Raw genomic sequence first — 20,792 nt, forward strand, 5'->3', positions numbered from 1 at the left:
TATGTATTTTTAGCCTGTAAATTATATAATTTGAATCGATTACCTAATTTAGATGTGTTACGTTTTGTACTTGCTAGTTTTGTGGTGTTTTTTCACTTACCACAATTGTGTCGCAATCAAGGACTTCCGTATTTTTTAGATGCTCCCATATTTAATCGTGGGACAGAAGCGGTATACATGTTTTTTGTTTTGAGTGGTTTTTTGATTATTAAATTAATTTATAATGAGAAGCAAAAAGGAACGTTTTCCATTAAGAAATTTTATGTCAGACGTATTTTAAGAATTTTTCCACTGTATTATTTAATCGTAATTTTTGGCTTTTTGTATTATTGGGTAATTCTTCCAAACTTAGGGATTCCTTTTCAAAACAATTATGCCTTAGGGGATGGCATTTTATTGAGTGTTTTTTTCTTACCAAATATATTTAAGGATTTATATTTACCCGGTGGTGTTTTAGAAATATTATGGTCTATTGGTATTGAGGAGCAGTTTTATTTAGTGATTGCACCATTATTATTTGTGATTAATAAAAATAAGATTTTATTGGTTTTAAGTTTATTAACAGGGGTCTACTTTATCTTTTATCATTTGGAAGCCTTTTCTTTTTTAAGTGAATTTACTATGGTGTTTTTTTATTTGTTTTTTGGAGGAATTGTAGCCATATTGGAAGAAAAAAAACAATTAAAATTTTTAAAAAAATCAAAATTAATACCACTATCTATTTGTGTTTTAACGCTATTGTATTTTACAACGGACCTATTGTTTTTTAAACAAGAGTGGTTGTTTAACCTTTTAACTATGGTATTGTTTGGCCTATTTACACACAGTATTTGTCATAATAATTTTGGTGTTGAAATTAGAAGTAAAACCCTTAATTATTTAGGACAGATATCTTACGGATTATATATGTTTCATGTTATCGCTTTAAACGCTGTAGTTTTCTTATTTTTGAAACTGCAAAAACACGCTTTATTTAATGATGGCTTTGCTATAGTCCTTATTTATATATTAACTTTTGTATTAACCATAACAATAGCACATTTTTCGTTTAAATATTACGAAAGCTATTTTTTAAAACTTAAAAACAAATTTAGAGAATGACACTTATAAAATCTATATCAGGAATTAGAGGAACTATTGGAGGGGCAGTTGGAGAAAATTTAACCCCAATTGATGCTGTAAAATTTGCAGCAGCTTATGGAACTTGGTTAAAACAACAACGTAGTAAAACAGACTATAAAGTAGTTGTTGGTCGTGATGCACGTTTGTCTGGAGATATGATCCAAAACTTAGTAATGAATACTTTAGTTGGTCTAGGAATACATGTTGTAGACTTAGATTTATCTACAACACCAACGGTAGAAATTGCTGTGCCAATGGAACATGCAGATGGAGGAATTATATTAACAGCAAGTCACAATCCAAAACAATGGAACGCTTTAAAGTTGCTTAACGCGAAAGGAGAGTTTTTAGATGGAGCAGAAGGACAAAAGATTTTGGAAATTGCAGAATCTGATGCTATGACATTTGCTGAAGTTGATGACTTAGGTAAAATTACTAAAAATGATGCTTATATCGATATTCATATTGACGAAGTATTGGATTTAGAATATGTTAATCAAAAAGCCATTGAAGACGCTAATTTTAAAGTTGTTGTTGATGGGGTAAATAGTACTGGAGGTATTGCTATTCCTTTATTATTAGAACGTTTAGGAGTAGAAGCTGTAAAATTATATTGTGATCCAACAGGTCATTTTCCACATAATCCAGAGCCATTAAAAGAACATTTAGGTGATTTATCTGCTGAGGTTAAAAAGCATAATGCCGATTTTGGTATAGTTGTAGACCCTGACGTTGATAGATTAGCTTTTATGGACGAAAAGGGAGAGATGTTTGGAGAGGAATACACTTTAGTTGCTTGTGCTGATTGGGTGTTAAGTCAAAACCCAGGGAATACGGTTAGTAACATGAGCTCAACAAGAGCACTTCGTGATGTTACTGAAAAGCATGGTGGTACATACGAAGCTTCAGCAGTGGGAGAGGTTAATGTTGTAACCTTAATGAAAAAGAACAATGCTGTCATTGGTGGTGAAGGTAACGGAGGTATTATTTATCCAGAGTCTCACTACGGGCGTGATGCTTTAGTAGGTGTCGCTTTGTTTTTAAGTTTGTTAGCTGAAAGAAAGCTAAGCGTTAGCGAATTACGCAAAACGTATACAAGTTATTTTATGAGTAAAAAGAAAATACAATTAACACCTACGTTAGATGTTGATGCTATTTTAAAGGCAATGGAAGAAAAATACAGCAATGAAAATTTAACAACTATTGATGGTGTTAAAATAGATTTTGCTGAAAGCTGGGCACATTTACGTAAGAGTAATACAGAGCCAATTATTAGAATTTATACGGAAGCTAAAAGTCAAACAGAAGCAGATAATTTAGCTGATAAAATTATTACGGAGATTAAACAGATTGCAAACATCTAAGGATATTAACCTTTAAGTTATAAGTTATGTACGTTACAAAAGCACAAAGAACTGAAAAGTCTAAATTAGAAGCTTATTTTTCTAAATTTAGAAAACATATTGTTGGTATAGATCAAGAATTTGAATCGCCTTACGGAACTCAAAAAATGATATATACAGATTGGACGGCTTCAGGACGATTGTACAGACCTATAGAAGATAAATTACTAAACCAATTTGGACCATTTGTAGCAAATACACATACCGAAACAACGGTATCTGGAACTGCTATGACAAATGCCTATCACAAGGCTAGGCAAATTATTAAAGGACATGTTAATACCAATGCGGACGATGTTTTGATTGTTGCGGGTAACGGTATGACCAGTGTCGTCAATAAGTTTCAGCGTATTTTAGGTTTAAAAATACCTGAAAACTTAAAAAAATTTACAACAATTCCTGATGAAATAAGACCTGTCGTTTTTGTAACCCATATGGAGCATCATTCTAACCATACGTCTTGGCTAGAAACTATGGCTAAAGTAGAAGTTATTCCTGCCGGAGATGATGGCTCATTTAGTTTAGAAAATTTAGAAATTCTTATAGAAAAATATAAAGATTGTACTTTAAAAATAGCTTCTGTAATAGGCGGAAGCAACGTTACAGGTATCGAAACACCATACCATCAAATTGCTAAATTAATGCACAAAAATGGAGGCGTGTGCTTTGTTGACTTTGCTTGCTCTGCACCTTATGTAGATATTAATATGCATCCAGAAGATGAAGACGAAGCGTTAGATGCTATTTTCTTTTCTCCACATAAATTTTTAGGCGGTCCTGGTACTTCAGGTGTATTGGTGTTTAATAAAAAACTGTACAAAAATATGGTTCCCGATTGTCCGGGAGGTGGTACAGTTAGTTGGACAAATCCTTGGGGAGAACATAAGTATATTGATAATATTGAAGATAGAGAGGATGGTGGTACGCCAGGCTTTTTGCAAACCATTAAAACAGCTTTAGCTATAAAGTTAAAGGATCAAATGGGAGTTAAAAATATGTTGGATCGAGAGCATGAATTACTACACCAAATATTTAGTAATTTAGACCATGTTGACAATATTAATATATTGGCAGGAGATCAAAAAAAACGTTTAGGAGTGATTTCTTTTTATATAGATAACTTACATTTTAATTTAGGTGTAAAATTACTAAATGATAAATTTGGAATTCAGACTCGTGGAGGTTGTAGTTGTGCTGGTACTTATGGGCATTATTTATTACATGTAGATCAAGAACAGTCTACTAGTTTAGTCAATCAGATTTCTTTAGGAGATTTAATACGTAAACCAGGTTGGATCCGTATGTCTATACACCCTACAACAACATGTAACGAAGTAGATTATGTTTGCGAAAGCTTAATTGCTTTGGCAGAAAACCATGAAGAATGGGCTAAAGATTATGAATATAATAAAGCAAATAATGAGTTTATACATAAAACATTTGTGCCAAAAAACGATGTAAGAGTTAGTGATTGGTTTGAAATGTAACACCTGTTTTTGATAGAGAAAGTAGTAGGAGTTATTATAAAAAAAGACCTCAGAATTTTAAATAATTTTGAGGTCTTTTTTTTAGAATACTATTTATAATCTTCAGGAGATTTATCACGATGTTTCCAGCGTTTGTGTGTCCATAAGTAATACTGCGGAGCTTCATGGATTTGGTTTTCTACTAATTTAAAAAAAGCATCCGTTATCTCGTAATCTTTAAAACTATTAGGTTCTTCCGCTAATGTTGTAAACGTCGTTTGGTAATAGCCTCTTTTAACGCGTTTAACAGCAAAATAGACCACAGCCATATCTAATTGTTTAGCTAGCATTTCAGCTCCTGTATACACAGGGACATTAATACCCATAAAATCTAACCAATGATGCGCTTTATGTGGTTTAGGGCTCTGGTCAGACACAAAACCGTTTATAGTTAATTCGTTATTGCTTTTAGCTTTTTGTAGTGTAGCAGCGGTTTCCTTAGTAGTTATAAGGTAAGAGTTGTATTTAGCCCTGATACGTTTGACTAATTTGTCAAAATGTTTGTTTGCTAATTTCTTGTAAACTGCGTATCCTTTACTACTAACATGATTTTGTAAGATAAAAATCCATTCCCAACTACCATAGTGCGCACACATTAAAACAATACTTTTATTATTGTTTTCGTGCTTATGTATTTCTTCAATGTTTGGAAACGTCATACGTTTCATCATTTGTTTTTCAGAAATAGTTAGAGATTTTATAGCCTCTACAATCATATCACAAAAATGATGATAGAATTTTTTTCTAATATCATTAATTTCAGCTTCAGCTTTATCAGGAAAAACAAGATGAAGATTTTCTTTTACTGTTTTCTTTCTGTACCCAATGATGTAGTAGATTAAAAAATATAATCCATCAGAAAAAGCATATAATAGCCTGAATGGAAGAATGGAAATTAACCATAAAAAAGGATAAATTAAAATGTAGGCTAATAATTGCATGAATACTTATTAATTTTGCTAGAACAAATATATGTTATATTTGATTTAAACTTAAACTAGATAATGGGTAATTTCAATTTAATAACTATTATAATTATTGCAGCAAATGTTATCATTTCCTATAAAGGATTTGAAGATCGTGCTTTTTTTGAAAAGTATAAATTTAATGTTGGTGCTATAAAAAGAGGAGAGCAATTTAGAATATTTAGCTCTGGTTTTTTGCATGTTAATCCGCAGCATTTGCTGTTTAACATGATTACACTTTTCTTTTTTGCATGGCTTGTTATAGCAAGAGTCGGGCAAACCAAGTTTGTAATTATTTATTTAATAAGTTTAGTAGCTGGAAGTTTGTTGTCCTTAGTGTTTAATAAAAACAACTACCATTATAGTGCAGTTGGCGCCAGTGGTGCGGTAATGGGAATTATTTATTCCGCTATTTTATTTGATCCTTGGATGCAAATTAACTTTATAATTCCGGGTTGGGTCTTTGGTATTGGTTACTTGTTATATTCAATTTATGGAATGAAAAAGCAAATAGGTAATATTGGTCACGATGCACACTTTGGAGGTGCTGTTGGAGGTTATGTTACTACTTTGATTATTGCGCCTAGGTTATTACAAACAGATTTAACAATGGTGTTAGTGTTAGCTATTCCAATAGTTGTTTTATTCGTAATGCAAAAATTAGGTAAAATCTAGTTTCCTAAAATTTCGGCTACCTTATCTTCAAGTGCTTTACCACGTAAATTTTTAGCAATTATTTTACCGTCACCATCTAAAATATAGGTTGCAGGTATCGAGCGCACACCATAAATTTGTGCAATTGGTTCTTGCCAACCTTCAAGGTTTGATAAGTGTTTCCAAGCTAGTTTGTCTTTAGCAATAGCATCTATCCAACGTTGCTTTTGGCCTTGCTTATCTAAAGATACTCCAACAATTTCTAATCCTTTACTATGGTATTTATTATACATTTTTACCACGTTTGGATTTTCTCTTCTACACGGTCCACACCAGCTAGCCCAAAAATCTAGAATGATTAGATCTGCTTTAATATCTCCTAAAGATAACGCTTTTCCTTCAGGTGTTTTAGCTGTAAAAGTAGGGGCGTAGTCACCAATATTAGTTCCAAAAACAAGTGGCTTTTGTGGTTCTTGTTTACAAGAAAAACTTAATGTTGCGACTAGAAAAAGTAAGATATATGGTTTCATAGTAATATTATTTCTCACAAATATAAAATATAAAAATTGAATTTTTTATGTCTATTTTTGCAATATGATTTATAACGACACAATTGTAGCATTAGCAACTGCTTCGGGAGCAGGAGCAGTAGCTATTATAAGATTATCAGGTAAGGATTCCATCGCAATTGCGGACCGCTGTTTTGAGTCTGTTAAGAAGCAAAAAACACTTTTAAACCAGAAAACACATACCATACATTTAGGTCATATTGTGGATGATAAGCGTACTATTGACCAAGTATTAGTTTCTGTATTTAAAAACCCTAACTCTTATACTGGAGAGGATGTTGTAGAGGTGTCTTGTCATGGATCTATTTATATACAGCAAGAAATTATACAATTGTTTTTAAGAAGTGGTTGTAGAATGGCTAATGCAGGTGAGTTTACATTGCGTTCGTTTTTAAATGGTAAATTAGATTTAAGTCAAGCTGAAGCTGTCGCAGATTTAATTTCGAGTGATAATGAAGCATCGCATCAAATTGCAATGCAACAAATGCGTGGTGGTTTTTCTAGCGAAATAGCAAAACTTAGAGAGGAGCTAATGAATTTTGCGTCTTTAATCGAGTTGGAGTTAGATTTTGCAGAAGAGGATGTAGAGTTTGCAGATCGCTCTCAATTTCAAGCTTTAGTCGAAAAAATAACCTTTGTATTAAAACGCTTAATAGATAGTTTTGCAGTAGGTAATGTTATAAAAAACGGAATACCTGTCGCTATTGTTGGAGAACCAAATGTTGGAAAGTCTACACTTTTAAATGCCCTTTTAAATGAAGAAAGAGCAATTGTAAGTGATATTGCAGGTACGACTAGAGATACTATTGAAGACGAGTTAGTGATAGAAGGTATAGGGTTTAGATTTATTGACACTGCTGGAATTAGAGAAACTAAAGACGTTGTAGAAAGTATCGGTATCAAGAAAACTTTTGAAAAAATGGAGCAAGCTCAAGTTGTTGTGCTTCTTTTTTCTGCTGAAGAATTTAAAACAGAAAGCAAACGATTAAAAATAGAAATTGAAAAAATTAAAAATAGGTTTCCATTAAAACCGCTTTTAATTATTGCTAATAAAATAGATACTTTAAATGTAGAAGAGTTAGATAGGTTGAACCTTGATTTTGATGGGGTTCATTTATTATCAGCTAAATCAGGACTAGGAGTAGAGGAGTTAAAAGACAAGTTGATCGGTTTTGTAAATACAGGAGCACTTCGTAATAACGAAACAATTGTGACTAATACAAGACATTATGATTCGTTATTAAAAGCTTTTGAAGAAATTCAGAAAGTAAAATATGGTTTAGAATCTGGTTTGTCAGGAGATTTGTTAGCAATTGATATTAGACAAGCATTATACCATTTTGGAGAAATTACAGGCGAAATTACTAGTGATGATTTACTAGGTAATATTTTTGCTAATTTCTGTATTGGTAAATAATACTCTTTTTATTTATAAGTTCTTTTTTTATGACGTTATAATTGTATAACGTCACCTCTTTAATTAACGTTTTAATGTAAAATGGCCACGTATTGTATTTCCTGTATGTAAATCTATCAGGTACCAATAATCATTTGTTGGTAAAGGTTTGTCGTTAAAAGTACCATCCCAACCTACAGAATTAGGATTTATTTGTTTAATTAATTTTCCATATCTATCAAATATTTGAATTTGTTTTATTGTTTTGTCAACATCAAGAACTTGCCAGTAATCATTATAGCCATCATTGTTTGGTGTAAAATATTTAGGAGCTTTAAAACGAGTGATGATTATTTCAAAAGCGATCGTTTTTTCTACACAATTGTTTTCATCTGATACATAAAGAGTATAGTTACCAGCTTCTAAATTAGAATACGTATTATCTGTTTGGTAATTAATGCCATCAATTGAGTAGTTGTATTCAATAATTGTATCATCCATTTCAATCGTTAAATTTTGAATATCAATTTCTAAATTTGATTCAGTTAAATTAAAATCTGGTTGTGTCCCTGTTATTTCCCAATCACATGTTGAATAATTAAATGTAGTTATTTCCCAACACGCTATTCCTGATGGTTCTGTTGGTTGTGTTCCAGAAGTAATCCAAGCACATGATGTTGCGTCCCAAGTGTTACTTTCCCAGCATTCTAAACCAGTTGGTTCAGTTGGTTGTGTTCCTGAAGTAATCCAAGTACAAGATGTTGCGTTCCAAGTGCTACTTTCCCAACATGCTAAACCATTTGGTTCTGTTGGTTGTGTTCCAGAAGTTACCCAAGTACAAGAAGTTGCATCCCAAGTATTATTTTCCCAACACTCTAATCCTGTTGGTTCAATTGGTTGTGTTCCTGAGGTTATCCAAGCACAAGATGTTGCGTCCCAAGTGTTACTTTCCCAGCATTCTAAACCATTTGGTTCTGTTGGTTGTGTTCCAGAAGTTATCCAAGTACAAGAAGTTGCATCCCAAGTGTTACTTTCCCAGCATTCTAAACCATTTGGTTCTGTTGGTTGTGTTCCAGAAGTAATCCAAGTACAAGATGTTGCGTTCCAAGTGCTACTTTCCCAACATGCTAAACCATTTGGTTCTGTTGGTTGTGTTCCAGAAGTTACCCAAGCACAAGATGTTGCGTCCCAAGTGTTACTTTCCCAACATGCTAATCCTGTTGGTTCTGTTGGTTGTGTTCCAGAAGTTATCCAAGTACAAGAAGTTGTATCCCAAGTATTAGTTTCCCAACATGCTAATCCAGTTGGTTCAATTGGTTGCGTTCCTGAAGTTATCCAAGCACAAGAAGTTGCGTCCCAAGTATTAGTTTCCCAGCATGCTAATCCTGTTGGTTCTGTTGGTTGTGTTCCCGAAGTAATCCAAGTACAAGAAGTTGTGTCCCAAGTATTAGTTTCCCAACATGCTAATCCTGTTGGTTCGGTTGGTTGCGTTCCTGAAGTTATCCAAGCACAAGAAGTTGCGTCCCAAGTATTAGTTTCCCAGCATGCTAAACCAGTTGGTTCATTTGGTTGTGTTCCTGAAGTAATCCAAGCGCAAGATGTTGTATCCCAAGTGTTAGTTTCCCAACATGCTAATCCTGTTGGTTCGGTTGGAGCAGGATTTATAGTAATAGTCATTGTGTTTGTTGTTGCACACTGTCCTAAGTCTGGTGTAAAAGTATATTCTGTTGTTGCAGTTGTATTTAAAGCTGGAGACCAAGTACCTGTAATTCCGTTATTAGAGGTTGTCGGTAAAGCGCTTAAAGCTTCGCCTTCACATATTGCATCAACTTGAGTAAAAGCTGGTGTTTCTATTGCATCTATAGGTGCAGGTGTTACGCTATTAGTATCAAAAAGTTTTAATTCTCTTATTTCGGTAAATGGCGCATTACCTAATGATCCATCATTTTTTGCTTCAATTAATAAAAACCTTGAAGTTGTGTATGGGAAATTTATTATAGTAGGCATACTAACAGTGTCTCCAGTAATTACTCCAGCACCTATGTTAGTTTCTGTAAAAATAGGTGTCCAACCAGCATCAGAATAAAATGGTACGGTTGCAGTGTCTAAATGAGAATACATTCTTAAACTAGTAACCTTTCCGTCACTAAACATTTGAAAAACTCTTAATTCATTAAAAGTTCTTGACATAGATAGGTCTATTACCATGTATCTTGAAGCACCACCTCCAGCATACCAAGTAGAGCCATTATGATTGTTCTGTTTTACAGAAATATCTTTATTATTAATTGAACATTCTGAGCATAAAGCTTGTATCCATCTCCAATTTCCGGAAGCACAATTTCCATAATCAGCATAATCATTTGGCCCAAAATAATTGGTGTTTGTTGTGCCATCTCCTACAATGGCACCATTTACAGTAGACATGTAGTTTATAGAATAAGAAGCAGTCGTTACATTTAATGTTATATCATTACGTTCTATAGTTAAATCTGTAACAATATCGCTGGTAACTTCACAGTGATACGTTCCAGCATCAGTAAACTGAACATTAGTTAAGGTTAGTGTTGCTGTTTGTGTTCCAGAAAAAGTACCAGTATCATTTAAAGGTGTATTATTTTTATACCATTGGTAGTTGTTTTGTGATCCACTGCAATTGGTAACCATTGTAGTGTTGTTTCCTAGGTTTAAGTTTCGAGTTTCAATTGCATCAACTTTAGCTTGAGGCGAATCGTAGAAACCAACTGAAATAGCATCATAAACAGCAAACTCATTTTCGAAGTCTCCAAATTGAAATGCGTTACCCTGTATTGCTACCCAATTTAAAGGTGACGCAGTTAAGTCTGGGATTGCTCCACTAAGATTATTATTAAATAGATAGAAGTGGGCTAGTGACGTTAGATTTTGAAATGAATTTGGTACACTTCCTGTTAATTGATTACTATTAAGCCATAATAAATTTAGGTTTGTTAGATTTCCTAATTCTTGAGGAATAGTACCAGTTAGTTGGTTACTACCTAAGTATAATCTAACCAAATTAGTAAGATTTCCAATTTCAGGAATAATTGTTCCTGAAAGTTGATTAGAAAATAAATTTAAATTAGTTAAGTTAGTTAAATTTTGAATTTGAGGAGAAATAGTACCAGATAATTGATTTTCTCTTAAGTTTAATACTGATAAACTATTTAGTGTATATATTTCAGGAATTAAAGTGCCACTTATTGCATTATCTTCTAAATCTAAATAGGTTAAAAAAGTCAGGTTTGCAATTAGAGGAGAAATAGTACCAGACAGTAAGTTTTCTTCTAAATCTAAAGTGACTAAATTTGTTAAAGAATATATTTCAGGAATTATAGTGCCAGAAATGTTGTTATTTCCTAAATTCAATAGTGTTAAATTTATAAAATCTTGAATCTCAGGAGGAATTACTCCAGTTAGATTATTTCCATTTGTTATGGATTGTGTTAGATTTATTTCAGTAACTGTATTGTTAGCACAATCTATAGTTAACCCAAACCAGTCTTCTATTGGGTTTGCAATATTCCAATCGTTTGTAGTATCTCCATCCGTTTCGCTAGTCCAGTTTGCGCCATTTGTACTGCTGTATAAGGCCAATAGTGCATCTATTTCAGATTGTGTTAGTGTACAAGGCGGATTTGTAACATTAATAGTAACTTCATTTCTTAAAATGGTTAAATCAGTAACTATATTACTAGTAACTTCACAATGGTAAATTCCTGCATCTGTAGTTTGTAGATTGTTTAATATTAAAGTTGCATTTGTCTCACCAAAAATTTCTGTAGTCCCGCTTTTAAACCATTTGTAATTGTTTTGTGTTCCACTACAGGTCGTTGTTATTGTGGTATTGTCACCTGTATTTAGGGTTCTAGTTTCTAGGTTGTCTACTTTGGCTTGAGGATTATCATCAAAAAAAGTAATATTAGTGTCATACGAGTTAAACTCATTTTCAAAATCTCCAAATTGAAATTGATTATTATTAATATATAAACTTGATAAATTTAATGTTGTAAAGTCAGGAATGCTTCCGGATAATTGATTGTTACTGATACGTAGTCTTTCTAAATTAGTAAGGCTTGCTAAAGAAGCAGGAATGGCACCATTTAGCTGGTTGTTTTCTAAACGCAGCTCTCTTAAGGTTGTAATATTTCCTAATTCTGAAGGGATATTACCTGTTAGCAGATTGTTGTTTATCTCTAATTTTTGAAGAGAAGTAAAATTTCCAAATTCAATTGGTATACTACCATTTATTTGGTTGTTACCAAGATTTGCAAATCTTAAATTATTTAAATTTGATAATTGCCAAGGTAAATCTGTTAATTGATTATCATATAAATTTAAACTTACTAGTGATGAAATATTTCCAATTTCAGCAGGAATGTTACCTGTTAATTGATTAGCGCTTAAATTTAGGACTTCTAAACTTTGTATATTTCCTAACTCAGCTGGAATATTTCCAGATAATTGATTTTGTAATAAGTTTATCCTATTTATTGAGTTTGAGTTACCTAAACCTATGGGGATGTTTCCTGATAATTGATTATTATATAGTCTTAGCCAACTTAAAAATGGTAAATCTCCAAACTCTCCAGGAATATTACCAGACAATTGACAGTTACTCATTTGAAACCTTTGTAAGGCTATCATACCAGAAACTGTGTTTGGTATACTTCCATTAACAGCAGTGTCACTAATATCTAAACTAATTAGGCTAACAAGGTTGCCAATACTTGTTGGTAAAGGACCAGAAAGTGTTGGGTTATCCCATAATGTTAGATATTCTAACTCTACTAAGTTTCCTATATCTACAGGAATTGCACCTGTAAATTGATTTCTATCTAATCCTAAGGATATTAATTTTGTAAGTTGTGTTATTTCTGATGGAATATCTCCAGACAAATTATTATCACTAAAACTTAATCTTTCTAAATCCAACAGGTTACCAATTTCTATTGGAATAGCACCTGTTAAAGCTGAATTGTGATCAATAATTAATTGTTTTAAACTAGTTAGGTTTCCTAATGTTGAAGGTAATGGTCCATCTAGTCTGTTGTAGCCTAACTCTAAAACTTCAAGTGCTGTTAAATTTCCTATTTCTAATGGAATTGTTGTTCCTGTTAAATCTGCATATTCAATTTCTAGATTAGTTAAAGCTGGAAAATCACCAATTTCTGGAGGTATTACTCCTGATAAATTGTTTTGGTCGTTAAAATGACTAAGTTGAAGTTCTACTATATTTGTTCCAATAACGGTAATTCCATACCACGCACTAGTTACAGGTTGTGTAAAATCCCAATCGTCGGAAGTATCTGCATCATTTTGACTATTCCAGTTTGGCCCATCTAGTGCGTTATAAACGGCTTGTAATGCTGTTTTTTCTACAGGTGTTACTTGCGCAAATAAAACTGTACTTATAAACAAAGCACCTATTGTTAGATAAAGTTTGATTTTTTTTGTTGAATACATTGTAACTTATTTAACCAGTTTCTTGTTTATTAATTGGACTATTTCTTTCTGTTGTGTGATAGGTAGGCCTATTGAATCTAAAGGAATTTTTTTAGAACTATTTTTTGTTCTGATAAATCCATTAGACCAGTTAGAATTCATCTTAATTTCAACTATATTTTGGTAGATATATAAGGTGTTTGATTGGTTTTCTTTTAATAAAGTTAATCCCTCATTGTCTAGTTTTAAAACAGGTGTTTCTACTTGTTTTAATAGATAAAGCCCTTTTGTAAATAGAAAAGTTATAGGCACTAATACAAGCCATAAGTATTGGTTTATAGCATAAGCAGCTGTAAAGAAAACACCTAAAAGGAGTAAAGCTATAGTAAAATAGAGCTTTGGGTTTTCTTTTTTAGAGTAGATTAAATTCATTATTCAGCGTGTTATAAATCGACTTTAATTAAAAATACTATTGTAAGTAGTAATAACAAAAGGTTAATTTATAAGCGTCTCTAATAATTTTGTATTCGTTGTAATTAGGAGTCTAACAACAAAATAATTTCAGCTTTTTTCCTTACTGAAATTGGGATTTCAACTTTGTTTTTTAAAACTAAGGCGTTATTTTTTATAAAATCTATTTCTAATTGGTTAACTAAATAGGACTGATGAGGTCTTATAAAACCATGGCTTGAAAGTAGGTCTTCAAAATGCTTTAAATTTTTGGACGCCAAAATAGATTCTTTTTTTGTTATAATGTTTGCGTAGGCACCTTCGGCTTGACAATACAAAATATCAATTAGGTTGATAAAATGAATTTTATTGGTGGTTTTAATTACAATTTGAGACGTTTTGTCTTCTTCAATATTGTCTATTAATAGCTTTAGTTCTTTAGCATTTGACACGTGTTTTTGTGCTTTGTCAATCGCATGTTGTAGCTCTGAAGGATCAATAGGTTTTAATAAATAATCTAATGCATTAAATTTAAAAGCCTTTATAGCATATGCATTAAAAGCGGTAATAAAAATAAGTTTAAAATCTAATTGAGGTAACTGTTTTAGTAAGGAAAAGGCATTACCATCTTCCAACTCAATATCCAGAAGTACAATATCGGGATTTACTTGTGGAAGTAGGCGTTTGGCCTCTTTTATAGATGCTATTTCTGCGACAATCTCGCAATTAGAATACAAGATGTTTAGTAATTTTTTAATTACTATTCTCACATTTTTTTCGTCGTCTATTATAGCTACTTTAAACATTAAATTAAATTTAAATAAAACGTGACTGTTGTACCTGGACTGTTTTTATTTGAATGGATGGAAAATAATTTGCTTTCGTCTAATTTCCTTAAATGTAAGCGTTTTTTAAAGATGTCTATAGCGTGCTCTCTATCTGTTGCTTTAAGCGATTTGCTTAATCCAACACCATTATCTTTAATTTTAAAGCACAATAAGTCGTTTTCTTTTGTGATTTTTATCTCTAAAAGCCCTTTCTCAGATTTCGGTTTTAAACCGTGTTCTATTGCGTTTTCAATAAATGGTTGTAATAACATTGGTGGTATTTTAATATAAGAAGCATCAATATTATTATCAATAGTTATGTTGTAATCAAATTTGTTTTCAAACCTTAATTGTTGTGTTTCTATATAGTTTTTTAGGGCATCTAAATCTTCTGATAAATGAATCTCCTTCTTGCTAACAAACTCAAAATTTTGTCTAATTAATTTAGCAAATTTAGACAGGTAAGATGCCGATTTTATAGGGTCGTTATCAAAAATGGTTTTTTGAATAGCAGTTAACGCATTAAAAATAAAATGCGGGTTCATTTGTGTTTGTAGTACCTTTTGTTCTAAGAGGAGTTTTTCTTGTTTTAATTTTAATTTACTGTTTTTGTTTTTTTGAAATATATACAGTACTAAAAACAATAATAAACCCAGTAAAATAGCAAAGATGACTTTGTTTTTAGTATTACTATTTTTCTCTTGACTCAGCTCTTTTTCTTTAGTAATAAGATTATATTGGTCTTTTATTAGTTTTATTTTTTCAACATTTTCAGCTTTGGTTAATAAGTCATTAACGGAGTCTTTTTTTGTAATATATTTTGTCGAATTTTTAAAATTTTCATTTTTAATTGCGCTTTCTAATAAAACACCATATATTTCTTTTTGAAGTGATAATCTTCCTGCTTCTTCTTCAATTTTTAAAGCTTTTAAATATAAAGAATCGCATTGTTTGTACTGTTTTTCCATAAAAAACACATAACCTAAATTACGCAGTGGACTTGAGTTTAAACGATTAACGTCTTTGTTTATATCAATGGCTTTTTGGTAGTACTCTTTAGCCATTTTTAAACTGTCTGATTGTTCTAATATAAAACCAATATTGTTATAAGATGCAGATAACTCTTCCTTGTTATTGGTTTGTAATTGGATAGTTGCAGCTTGTTTTACATAGGTTATAGATTGCTTTAAATTGTTATTCTGAAAAGCAATATGCCCTAAGGAATTAAGTGCTTTTGCTTCTCCTGTTTTGTCACTAATAGTCCTAAAAATGTTTAATGCTTTTTCAATATGAATTAGGGCATTATCGTTTCTAGAAAGAAAAGCTTCAGAATCTCCAATAAGCATATTGGTTTTTGCGATAAAAATTTTATTGTCTTCTTTAATAAATGAAACTAACGCTTTTTTAAAGCTTGCAATTGCTTCAATATCTTTTTCTAAATGACCAAGTGCTTTTCCTTTTTCGTAGTATAAAAGTCCTGTGTTGTGATTTGATAGAATGTCATTTTTAGCAATACTATCTATTCTTTTTACAGATTTAGCGTAGGTTTCGGCATTTATAAATAGTACAAATGCTTCATCCGTTTTATGGCTTTGCGACGGTTTTTTTTCGCAATTAATAAAAATCAAAAATGTTGCAATTAGTAATATAAGGTTGGTTTGTTTCATTTATTATAATAAGCTAGTGTCACGTTTATTATTTACGAATATAATCTTTATACAATAAGTCTGTCAGAGTGTTCTTCTTTTATCTAAAAACTAAAGGCGCTACAAATAAGTAAAAACAGTATATTGTTAAGCTGTGATCTAAACTATTTTCATAACAAGCTTAAATCAAATACAAATATTTTTGTGTTTTATCAAAAATTAGGTAAATGCCTTTTTGTATTATTTATTTTTTGTTTTTTTTGCTCAATTTTCACTAATTTATTATTGTAGGAAACAGCTTTCTTTTAGGTTAATGGAGGGCTATATGCTCTAACGTTTATGGCTAAGTTGTTTTTAATCGTAATGTTTAGATTTAATTCGCTTTTTTGATTTTATTGAATTATCTTTTTCCAATCAAACCGTTTGTTTTTTTATAAAATATACAATTGTTGGATATAATTAAAAATATTATAAGACAATGTAGGGGCAGTAACTATATATTTTTATGGGTAAGTTGGAAAAAATATTAATTAAAGAATTACAAGAATTATATGGCTTTTCGGATAGTTATATAGAGTCCTTACAGGATGGTTTACTAATAACAAATACTGAGGGAAAAATACTTCTTGTAAATACTGCTCTAAGTCAAATTACAGGTTTTGATAAAACTGAATTGCTTAACGCTGATTTACCATTTCCATTTTGGCCTCCAGAATATAGAAAGGATTATAAAGCGTTATTTGAAAAACAATCTAGTGGTTATATAAAGCGAGAATTTCAGGTAGTTTATATGCATAAAAATGGGGTTAGATTTCCCGTTTCTGTTTTTTTTGCTAGTATACTAGATGCTCATGAAAAAGTAATCGCTTATATCGGGTTTATTCAAGATGCAGAGGAGGAGATTGCTCAAAAAATTAAGAATACAACTAATAACAATAACGAAATTTTTTCTGTTTTAAATTACAGAAAAAGGTATCTGGATTTGTTAGTCGAAAAAAGGACTATCAGGAAGTTAAATGATACTTTAAATAATATTTCAGATGGGTTTGTATCGCTAGATTCTAATTGGTGTTATACTTATATTAATAAAAAAGCAGCAGACCTTTTAGGGAGGAAACCAGAATCTTTAATAGGAAAACATATTTGGACTGAGTTTCCTGAAGGTGTTGGACAATCTTTTTACAAGGCTTATTATAAGGCTTTTGAAACTCAAGAAACGGTTTATTTTAACGACTATTATGCGCCATATGACCAATGGTTTGAAAATAAAATATACCCATCACCAGACGGAATATTAGTTTATTTTAATGATATCACTGCTTTAAAAAATGCAGAAGCATTATTAGATAAAAGTGAACAAAATTTAGAAAACATAATTAACAATATTGGGGATCCTGTTTTTGTAAAAAACGACAAGAGCCAGATGATTATCGTTAATAATGCATTTTGTAAAATGTTTAATCTTTCTAGAAGTCAATTTTTAGATCGATCAATACCGGAAGAATTATCATCGGCTGATTGGGAAAAATTTATAGAAGTTGATAAAAAAGTATTAGAAACAGGTGTTGAGGATTTATCTGAAGAAAGTTTTACGCTAGAAGGAAAAGAAAAACGAATAATTTCTACAAAAAAAACTAGATTTATAGATAAGGAAGGCAATAAATTTATAATTGGTACAATAAGAGATCTTTCAGAACAAAAAAAGGTAGATGCTAATAATCAAATGCTTTTGTCTCTGATTGAGACTAGTAATGACTTTATTGGATTGGCAACTTTAGAGGGTAAACCTATTTACCTAAACACACAAGGTAAAAAAATGATTGGGTTGCAACAAGAGGACGAATTACCTCTTAATATATCACATGTTTTTCCAGACGACAAACGTAAAAAAGTGTTAAACGAGCATTCTACAGTAATTAATAGGAAAAGCGAATGGAATGGGAAAGCAACCTTTAAAAATTTAAAAACAGGACAATTATTTCCAATAGAAATGTCTGGGTTTATAATTAAAGATGAAAAGACTAATATACCATTGTCTTTGGGTATTGTAGCCAAAGATATATCTGAAAACCAAGAAGCTGAGAAAAAATTAATTAAAAGTGAGCAATTATTTAAACGCTTAACATCTAAGGCACCTGCAGGAATATTTCAAACGGATACAGAGGGTGCTTGTAATTATGTAAACAAAAGATGGTCAGAATATGCAGGACTATCTTATGAAGAGGCTATGGGGTATGGTTGGGCAGATACTGTACATCCCGATGATAAAGATAGGATTCTTGTAGAATGGCAAAAATATATGTTGTCAGATGATAATGAGATTGAAACTGAATTTAGGTTTCTACACAAAAACAAGAAGGTCACATGGGTGTCTGTTAAAACAGTTGGGATTTATGATGCTCAAAATAAGTTGTATGGTTACATTGGTATGGCTTTAGATACTACTGATAGAAAGGAAGCTGAACAAAAACTAATAAAAAGCGAACAATTATTTAGACGTTTATCGTCTAATGCTCCGGTAGCTATTTTTCAAACAGATCAAGATGGTGCTTGCAATTATGTTAATCAAGAATGGATGAAATATTCAGGGTTAACGTTTAATGAAGCTCTAGATTCGGGATGGTGTAATGCAATACATCCAGACGATAGAGATTACGTAATGGTAGAATGGGAAAAATCGATAGCCTCAAAAAAGGAGTTTATATTAGATTATAGGTTTCTTGATAAAAAAGGAAAGTCAACATATCTATCTGCAAAAACTACAGGTTTGTATGATACAAATAATCAATTGTATGGTTATGTTGGGATGCTAGTGGATATTACAGAACGTAAAGAAGCTGAAGAGCAAATTATTAGTAGCCAAAAATATTTAAATAATATTATTAATACTATCGGGGATCCTGTGTTTGTAAAGGATGATAAAAGTCAATTTATACTTGTAAACGATGCCTTTTGTTTAAATTTTAATCTTCCTAGGGTAGACATTATTGGGAAGAAAATGACGGATAATTTTTCTTCAGAAGTAGAAGAAAAGACTTTGAAGAGTGATAGAGAGGTGTTATTAACTGGAGTGGAGAGCATATCAGAAGAAACTATTAGTTTAAATAATAATGTTAAAATTCTTTCTAGTAAAAAAACCCGATTTATTGATAGTAATGGTGATAAATTTATAATTGGGGTAATAAGAGATCTTACTGAAATTAAAAAAGCGGACGAAGAAATTAGGATGGCGCACCAACGCTTGACAACACACTTAAATAATTCTCCATTGGCGATAGTAGAATGGGATAAAGATTTTATAATATCTAGTTGGTCTGCACAAGCCGAAAACATCTTTGGTTGGAAAGCATCTGAAGCTTTAGGAAAACAATTGATTGATTTAAATTTGGTTTATGAAGAAGATATACCTAAAACGGATAGTATTTCTAACGAGTTAAGAAGGGGTAAAGTAAAAAGTAACACAATAATTAACCGTAATAACACTAAACAAGGAAAGGTTATTTATTGTCAATGGTATAATTCTGTTTTACAATCTTCAGATGGAAAAGTAGATACTGTTTTATCTTTGATACAGGACGTGACAGAGCGTAAAGACGCTGAAGAAAAATTAATAAATAGCGAGCAATTATTTAAACGGTTATCATCTAATGCGCCTGTCGCAATTTATCAATCGGATAAAAAAGGGCTATGTAATTATGTTAATGAAGAATGGATAAAATATTCTGGATTAACTTTTAATGAGTCTTTAGGTTCGGGTTGGGTAAATGCATTACACCCAGATGATCAAAATAGGGTGGTTGAAGAATGGAAGCTAGCAATTAGTCAAGGAAAAGATTTAATTTCAGATTTTAAGTTATTAAATAAAAAAGGAGAAACATTATGGCTTACTGCTAAAACAACTGGACTATATGATGTTAATAATAAATTATACGGTTACATCGGGACATTGGTGGATATTTCTGAACGAAAAAAGGCAGAATTTGAATTAGAAAAATACAGGAATAATTTAGAACAATTAGTAGCGTTAAGAACTGAGGAATTAGAAAAAGAAAAAGTCAAAGCTCAATCTGCAGATTTAATGAAATCGGCCTTTTTAGCAACCATGTCACATGAGTTAAGAACACCTATGAACTCCATAATTGGTTTTACGGGTTTATTATTAAAAGAGATTGCCGGACCATTAAATAATGAGCAGAAAAAGCAAATTAAAATGGTTAAAAATAGTGGTGAGCATCTATTAAGTTTGATTAATGATATTTTAGATATTTCTAAAATTGAAGCTGGTAAATTAAAAGTGTCGTTTAGTCCTTTTTATTATCTAGCTTCTTTAGACAAAATAATAGCATTTTTAGCGCCTCAAATATCTAGTAAAGGACTCAATATTAGAACAGAAATTAGCGAGATGGATATTACTTTGGTTAGTGATGAAGGGCGTGTAGAACAAATACTTTTAAATTTGATTTCAAATGCTATTAAATTTTCAAGTCAAGGCACAATTGTAATAAAGGTAGAAGTGAAAGATAAACTATTAGTTACACAAATTATAGATCAAGGTATTGGTATAGATAATAAAGATCTTAGTAAACTGTTTAGACCTTTTGTTCAAATAAAAGCAGATAAAAACAAACAACACGAGGGTACAGGGCTAGGGCTTTCTATATGTAAAAGTTTAATTAATAAGCTTGGAGGAACTATTGAGGTGCAAAGTGAAATAGGAAAAGGAAGTAATTTCACATTTAAATTACCATTATCATATTCTAATAATAAATAA

At 31.4% G+C, this 20,792-nt stretch carries 12 protein-coding genes; 6 read left to right on the forward strand and 6 right to left on the reverse strand.

Annotation, left to right across the window (positions count from 1 at the left end; translation table 11 throughout):
- The first annotated feature begins 30 nt into the window (after positions 1-30).
- Genes CXF54_RS02330 through CXF54_RS02340 form a run of 3 tightly spaced genes read left to right on the forward strand, consistent with a single transcriptional unit; the run spans position 31 to position 4,012 of the window.
- The gene (locus tag CXF54_RS02330) at positions 31-1,101 is read left to right on the forward strand and encodes an acyltransferase family protein (RefSeq protein ID WP_157823374.1); all 1,071 of its coding nucleotides are present in this window, start codon (positions 31-33) and stop codon (positions 1,099-1,101) included.
- On the forward strand, positions 1,098-2,486 hold the full coding sequence (gene glmM, locus CXF54_RS02335; protein WP_101202299.1) for a phosphoglucosamine mutase: 1,389 nt from the start codon (positions 1,098-1,100) through the stop codon (positions 2,484-2,486). Before CXF54_RS02330 ends, glmM begins: the two co-directional genes overlap by 4 nt.
- Positions 2,487-2,512: 26 nt before the next feature.
- On the forward strand, positions 2,513-4,012 hold the full coding sequence (locus tag CXF54_RS02340; RefSeq protein ID WP_101202300.1) for an aminotransferase class V-fold PLP-dependent enzyme: 1,500 nt from the start codon (positions 2,513-2,515) through the stop codon (positions 4,010-4,012).
- Positions 4,013-4,101: 89 nt separating this feature from the next.
- Here the strand turns inward: CXF54_RS02340 and CXF54_RS02345 are convergent, their stop codons facing one another.
- Positions 4,102-4,992, reverse strand: a complete 891-nt coding sequence (locus tag CXF54_RS02345; RefSeq protein WP_090842120.1) for a lysophospholipid acyltransferase family protein — start codon at positions 4,990-4,992, stop codon at positions 4,102-4,104.
- A 63-nt stretch (positions 4,993-5,055) separates the two neighbouring features.
- On the opposite strand from CXF54_RS02345, the gene CXF54_RS02350 reads away from it, so the two are divergent.
- Positions 5,056-5,691, forward strand: coding sequence for a rhomboid family intramembrane serine protease (locus tag CXF54_RS02350; protein WP_090842122.1), 636 nt, complete (start codon positions 5,056-5,058; stop codon positions 5,689-5,691).
- Here the strand turns inward: CXF54_RS02350 and CXF54_RS02355 are convergent.
- The gene (locus CXF54_RS02355; RefSeq protein ID WP_101202301.1) at positions 5,688-6,200 is read right to left on the reverse strand and encodes a peroxiredoxin family protein; all 513 of its coding nucleotides are present in this window, start codon (positions 6,198-6,200) and stop codon (positions 5,688-5,690) included. The two genes, CXF54_RS02350 and CXF54_RS02355, sit on opposite strands and share 4 nt — an antisense overlap.
- A 64-nt stretch (positions 6,201-6,264) precedes the next feature.
- On the opposite strand from CXF54_RS02355, the gene mnmE reads away from it, so the two are divergent.
- The gene (gene mnmE, locus CXF54_RS02360; RefSeq protein WP_101202302.1) at positions 6,265-7,656 is read left to right on the forward strand and encodes a tRNA uridine-5-carboxymethylaminomethyl(34) synthesis GTPase MnmE; all 1,392 of its coding nucleotides are present in this window, start codon (positions 6,265-6,267) and stop codon (positions 7,654-7,656) included.
- Positions 7,657-7,719: 63 nt separating this feature from the next.
- Here the strand turns inward: mnmE and CXF54_RS02365 are convergent, their stop codons facing one another.
- The 4 genes from CXF54_RS02365 to CXF54_RS02380 form a co-directional block, all read right to left on the reverse strand.
- Complete coding sequence (locus CXF54_RS02365) at positions 7,720-13,119, reverse strand: T9SS type B sorting domain-containing protein (RefSeq protein ID WP_101202303.1); 5,400 nt, start codon at positions 13,117-13,119, stop codon at positions 7,720-7,722.
- A gap of 6 nt (positions 13,120-13,125) precedes the next feature.
- The gene (locus CXF54_RS02370) at positions 13,126-13,530 is read right to left on the reverse strand and encodes a hypothetical protein (protein WP_101202304.1); all 405 of its coding nucleotides are present in this window, start codon (positions 13,528-13,530) and stop codon (positions 13,126-13,128) included.
- Between the two features lie 104 nt (positions 13,531-13,634).
- Positions 13,635-14,354 (reverse strand): LytR/AlgR family response regulator transcription factor, encoded by a 720-nt coding sequence (locus CXF54_RS02375; protein WP_101202305.1) that lies wholly within the window; start codon positions 14,352-14,354, stop codon positions 13,635-13,637.
- Positions 14,354-16,042 (reverse strand): tetratricopeptide repeat protein, encoded by a 1,689-nt coding sequence (locus tag CXF54_RS02380; RefSeq protein WP_101202306.1) that lies wholly within the window; start codon positions 16,040-16,042, stop codon positions 14,354-14,356. Before CXF54_RS02380 ends, CXF54_RS02375 begins: the two co-directional genes overlap by 1 nt.
- A gap of 484 nt (positions 16,043-16,526) precedes the next feature.
- On the opposite strand from CXF54_RS02380, the gene CXF54_RS02385 reads away from it, so the two are divergent.
- Complete coding sequence (locus CXF54_RS02385) at positions 16,527-20,792, forward strand: PAS domain S-box protein (protein ID WP_101202307.1); 4,266 nt, start codon at positions 16,527-16,529, stop codon at positions 20,790-20,792.

This window comes from Olleya sp. 1-3, from assembly GCF_002836085.1.
Taxonomy (GTDB): domain Bacteria; phylum Bacteroidota; class Bacteroidia; order Flavobacteriales; family Flavobacteriaceae; genus Olleya; species Olleya namhaensis.

Excerpts from the sequence above, each read along its gene's own strand:
- glmM (WP_101202299.1), top strand. The coding sequence starts at position 1,098 with ATGACACTTATAAAATCTATATCAGGAATTAGAGGAACTATTGGAGGG.
- CXF54_RS02340 (WP_101202300.1), top strand. The coding sequence starts at position 2,513 with ATGTACGTTACAAAAGCACAAAGAACTGAAAAGTCTAAATTAGAAGCT.
- CXF54_RS02345 (WP_090842120.1), bottom strand. The coding sequence starts at position 4,992 with ATGCAATTATTAGCCTACATTTTAATTTATCCTTTTTTATGGTTAATT.
- CXF54_RS02350 (WP_090842122.1), top strand. The coding sequence starts at position 5,056 with ATGGGTAATTTCAATTTAATAACTATTATAATTATTGCAGCAAATGTT.
- CXF54_RS02355 (WP_101202301.1), bottom strand. The coding sequence starts at position 6,200 with ATGAAACCATATATCTTACTTTTTCTAGTCGCAACATTAAGTTTTTCT.
- mnmE (WP_101202302.1), top strand. The coding sequence starts at position 6,265 with ATGATTTATAACGACACAATTGTAGCATTAGCAACTGCTTCGGGAGCA.
- CXF54_RS02365 (WP_101202303.1), bottom strand. The coding sequence starts at position 13,119 with ATGTATTCAACAAAAAAAATCAAACTTTATCTAACAATAGGTGCTTTG.
- CXF54_RS02370 (WP_101202304.1), bottom strand. The coding sequence starts at position 13,530 with ATGAATTTAATCTACTCTAAAAAAGAAAACCCAAAGCTCTATTTTACT.
- CXF54_RS02375 (WP_101202305.1), bottom strand. The coding sequence starts at position 14,354 with ATGTTTAAAGTAGCTATAATAGACGACGAAAAAAATGTGAGAATAGTA.
- CXF54_RS02380 (WP_101202306.1), bottom strand. The coding sequence starts at position 16,042 with ATGAAACAAACCAACCTTATATTACTAATTGCAACATTTTTGATTTTT.
- CXF54_RS02385 (WP_101202307.1), top strand. The coding sequence starts at position 16,527 with ATGGGTAAGTTGGAAAAAATATTAATTAAAGAATTACAAGAATTATAT.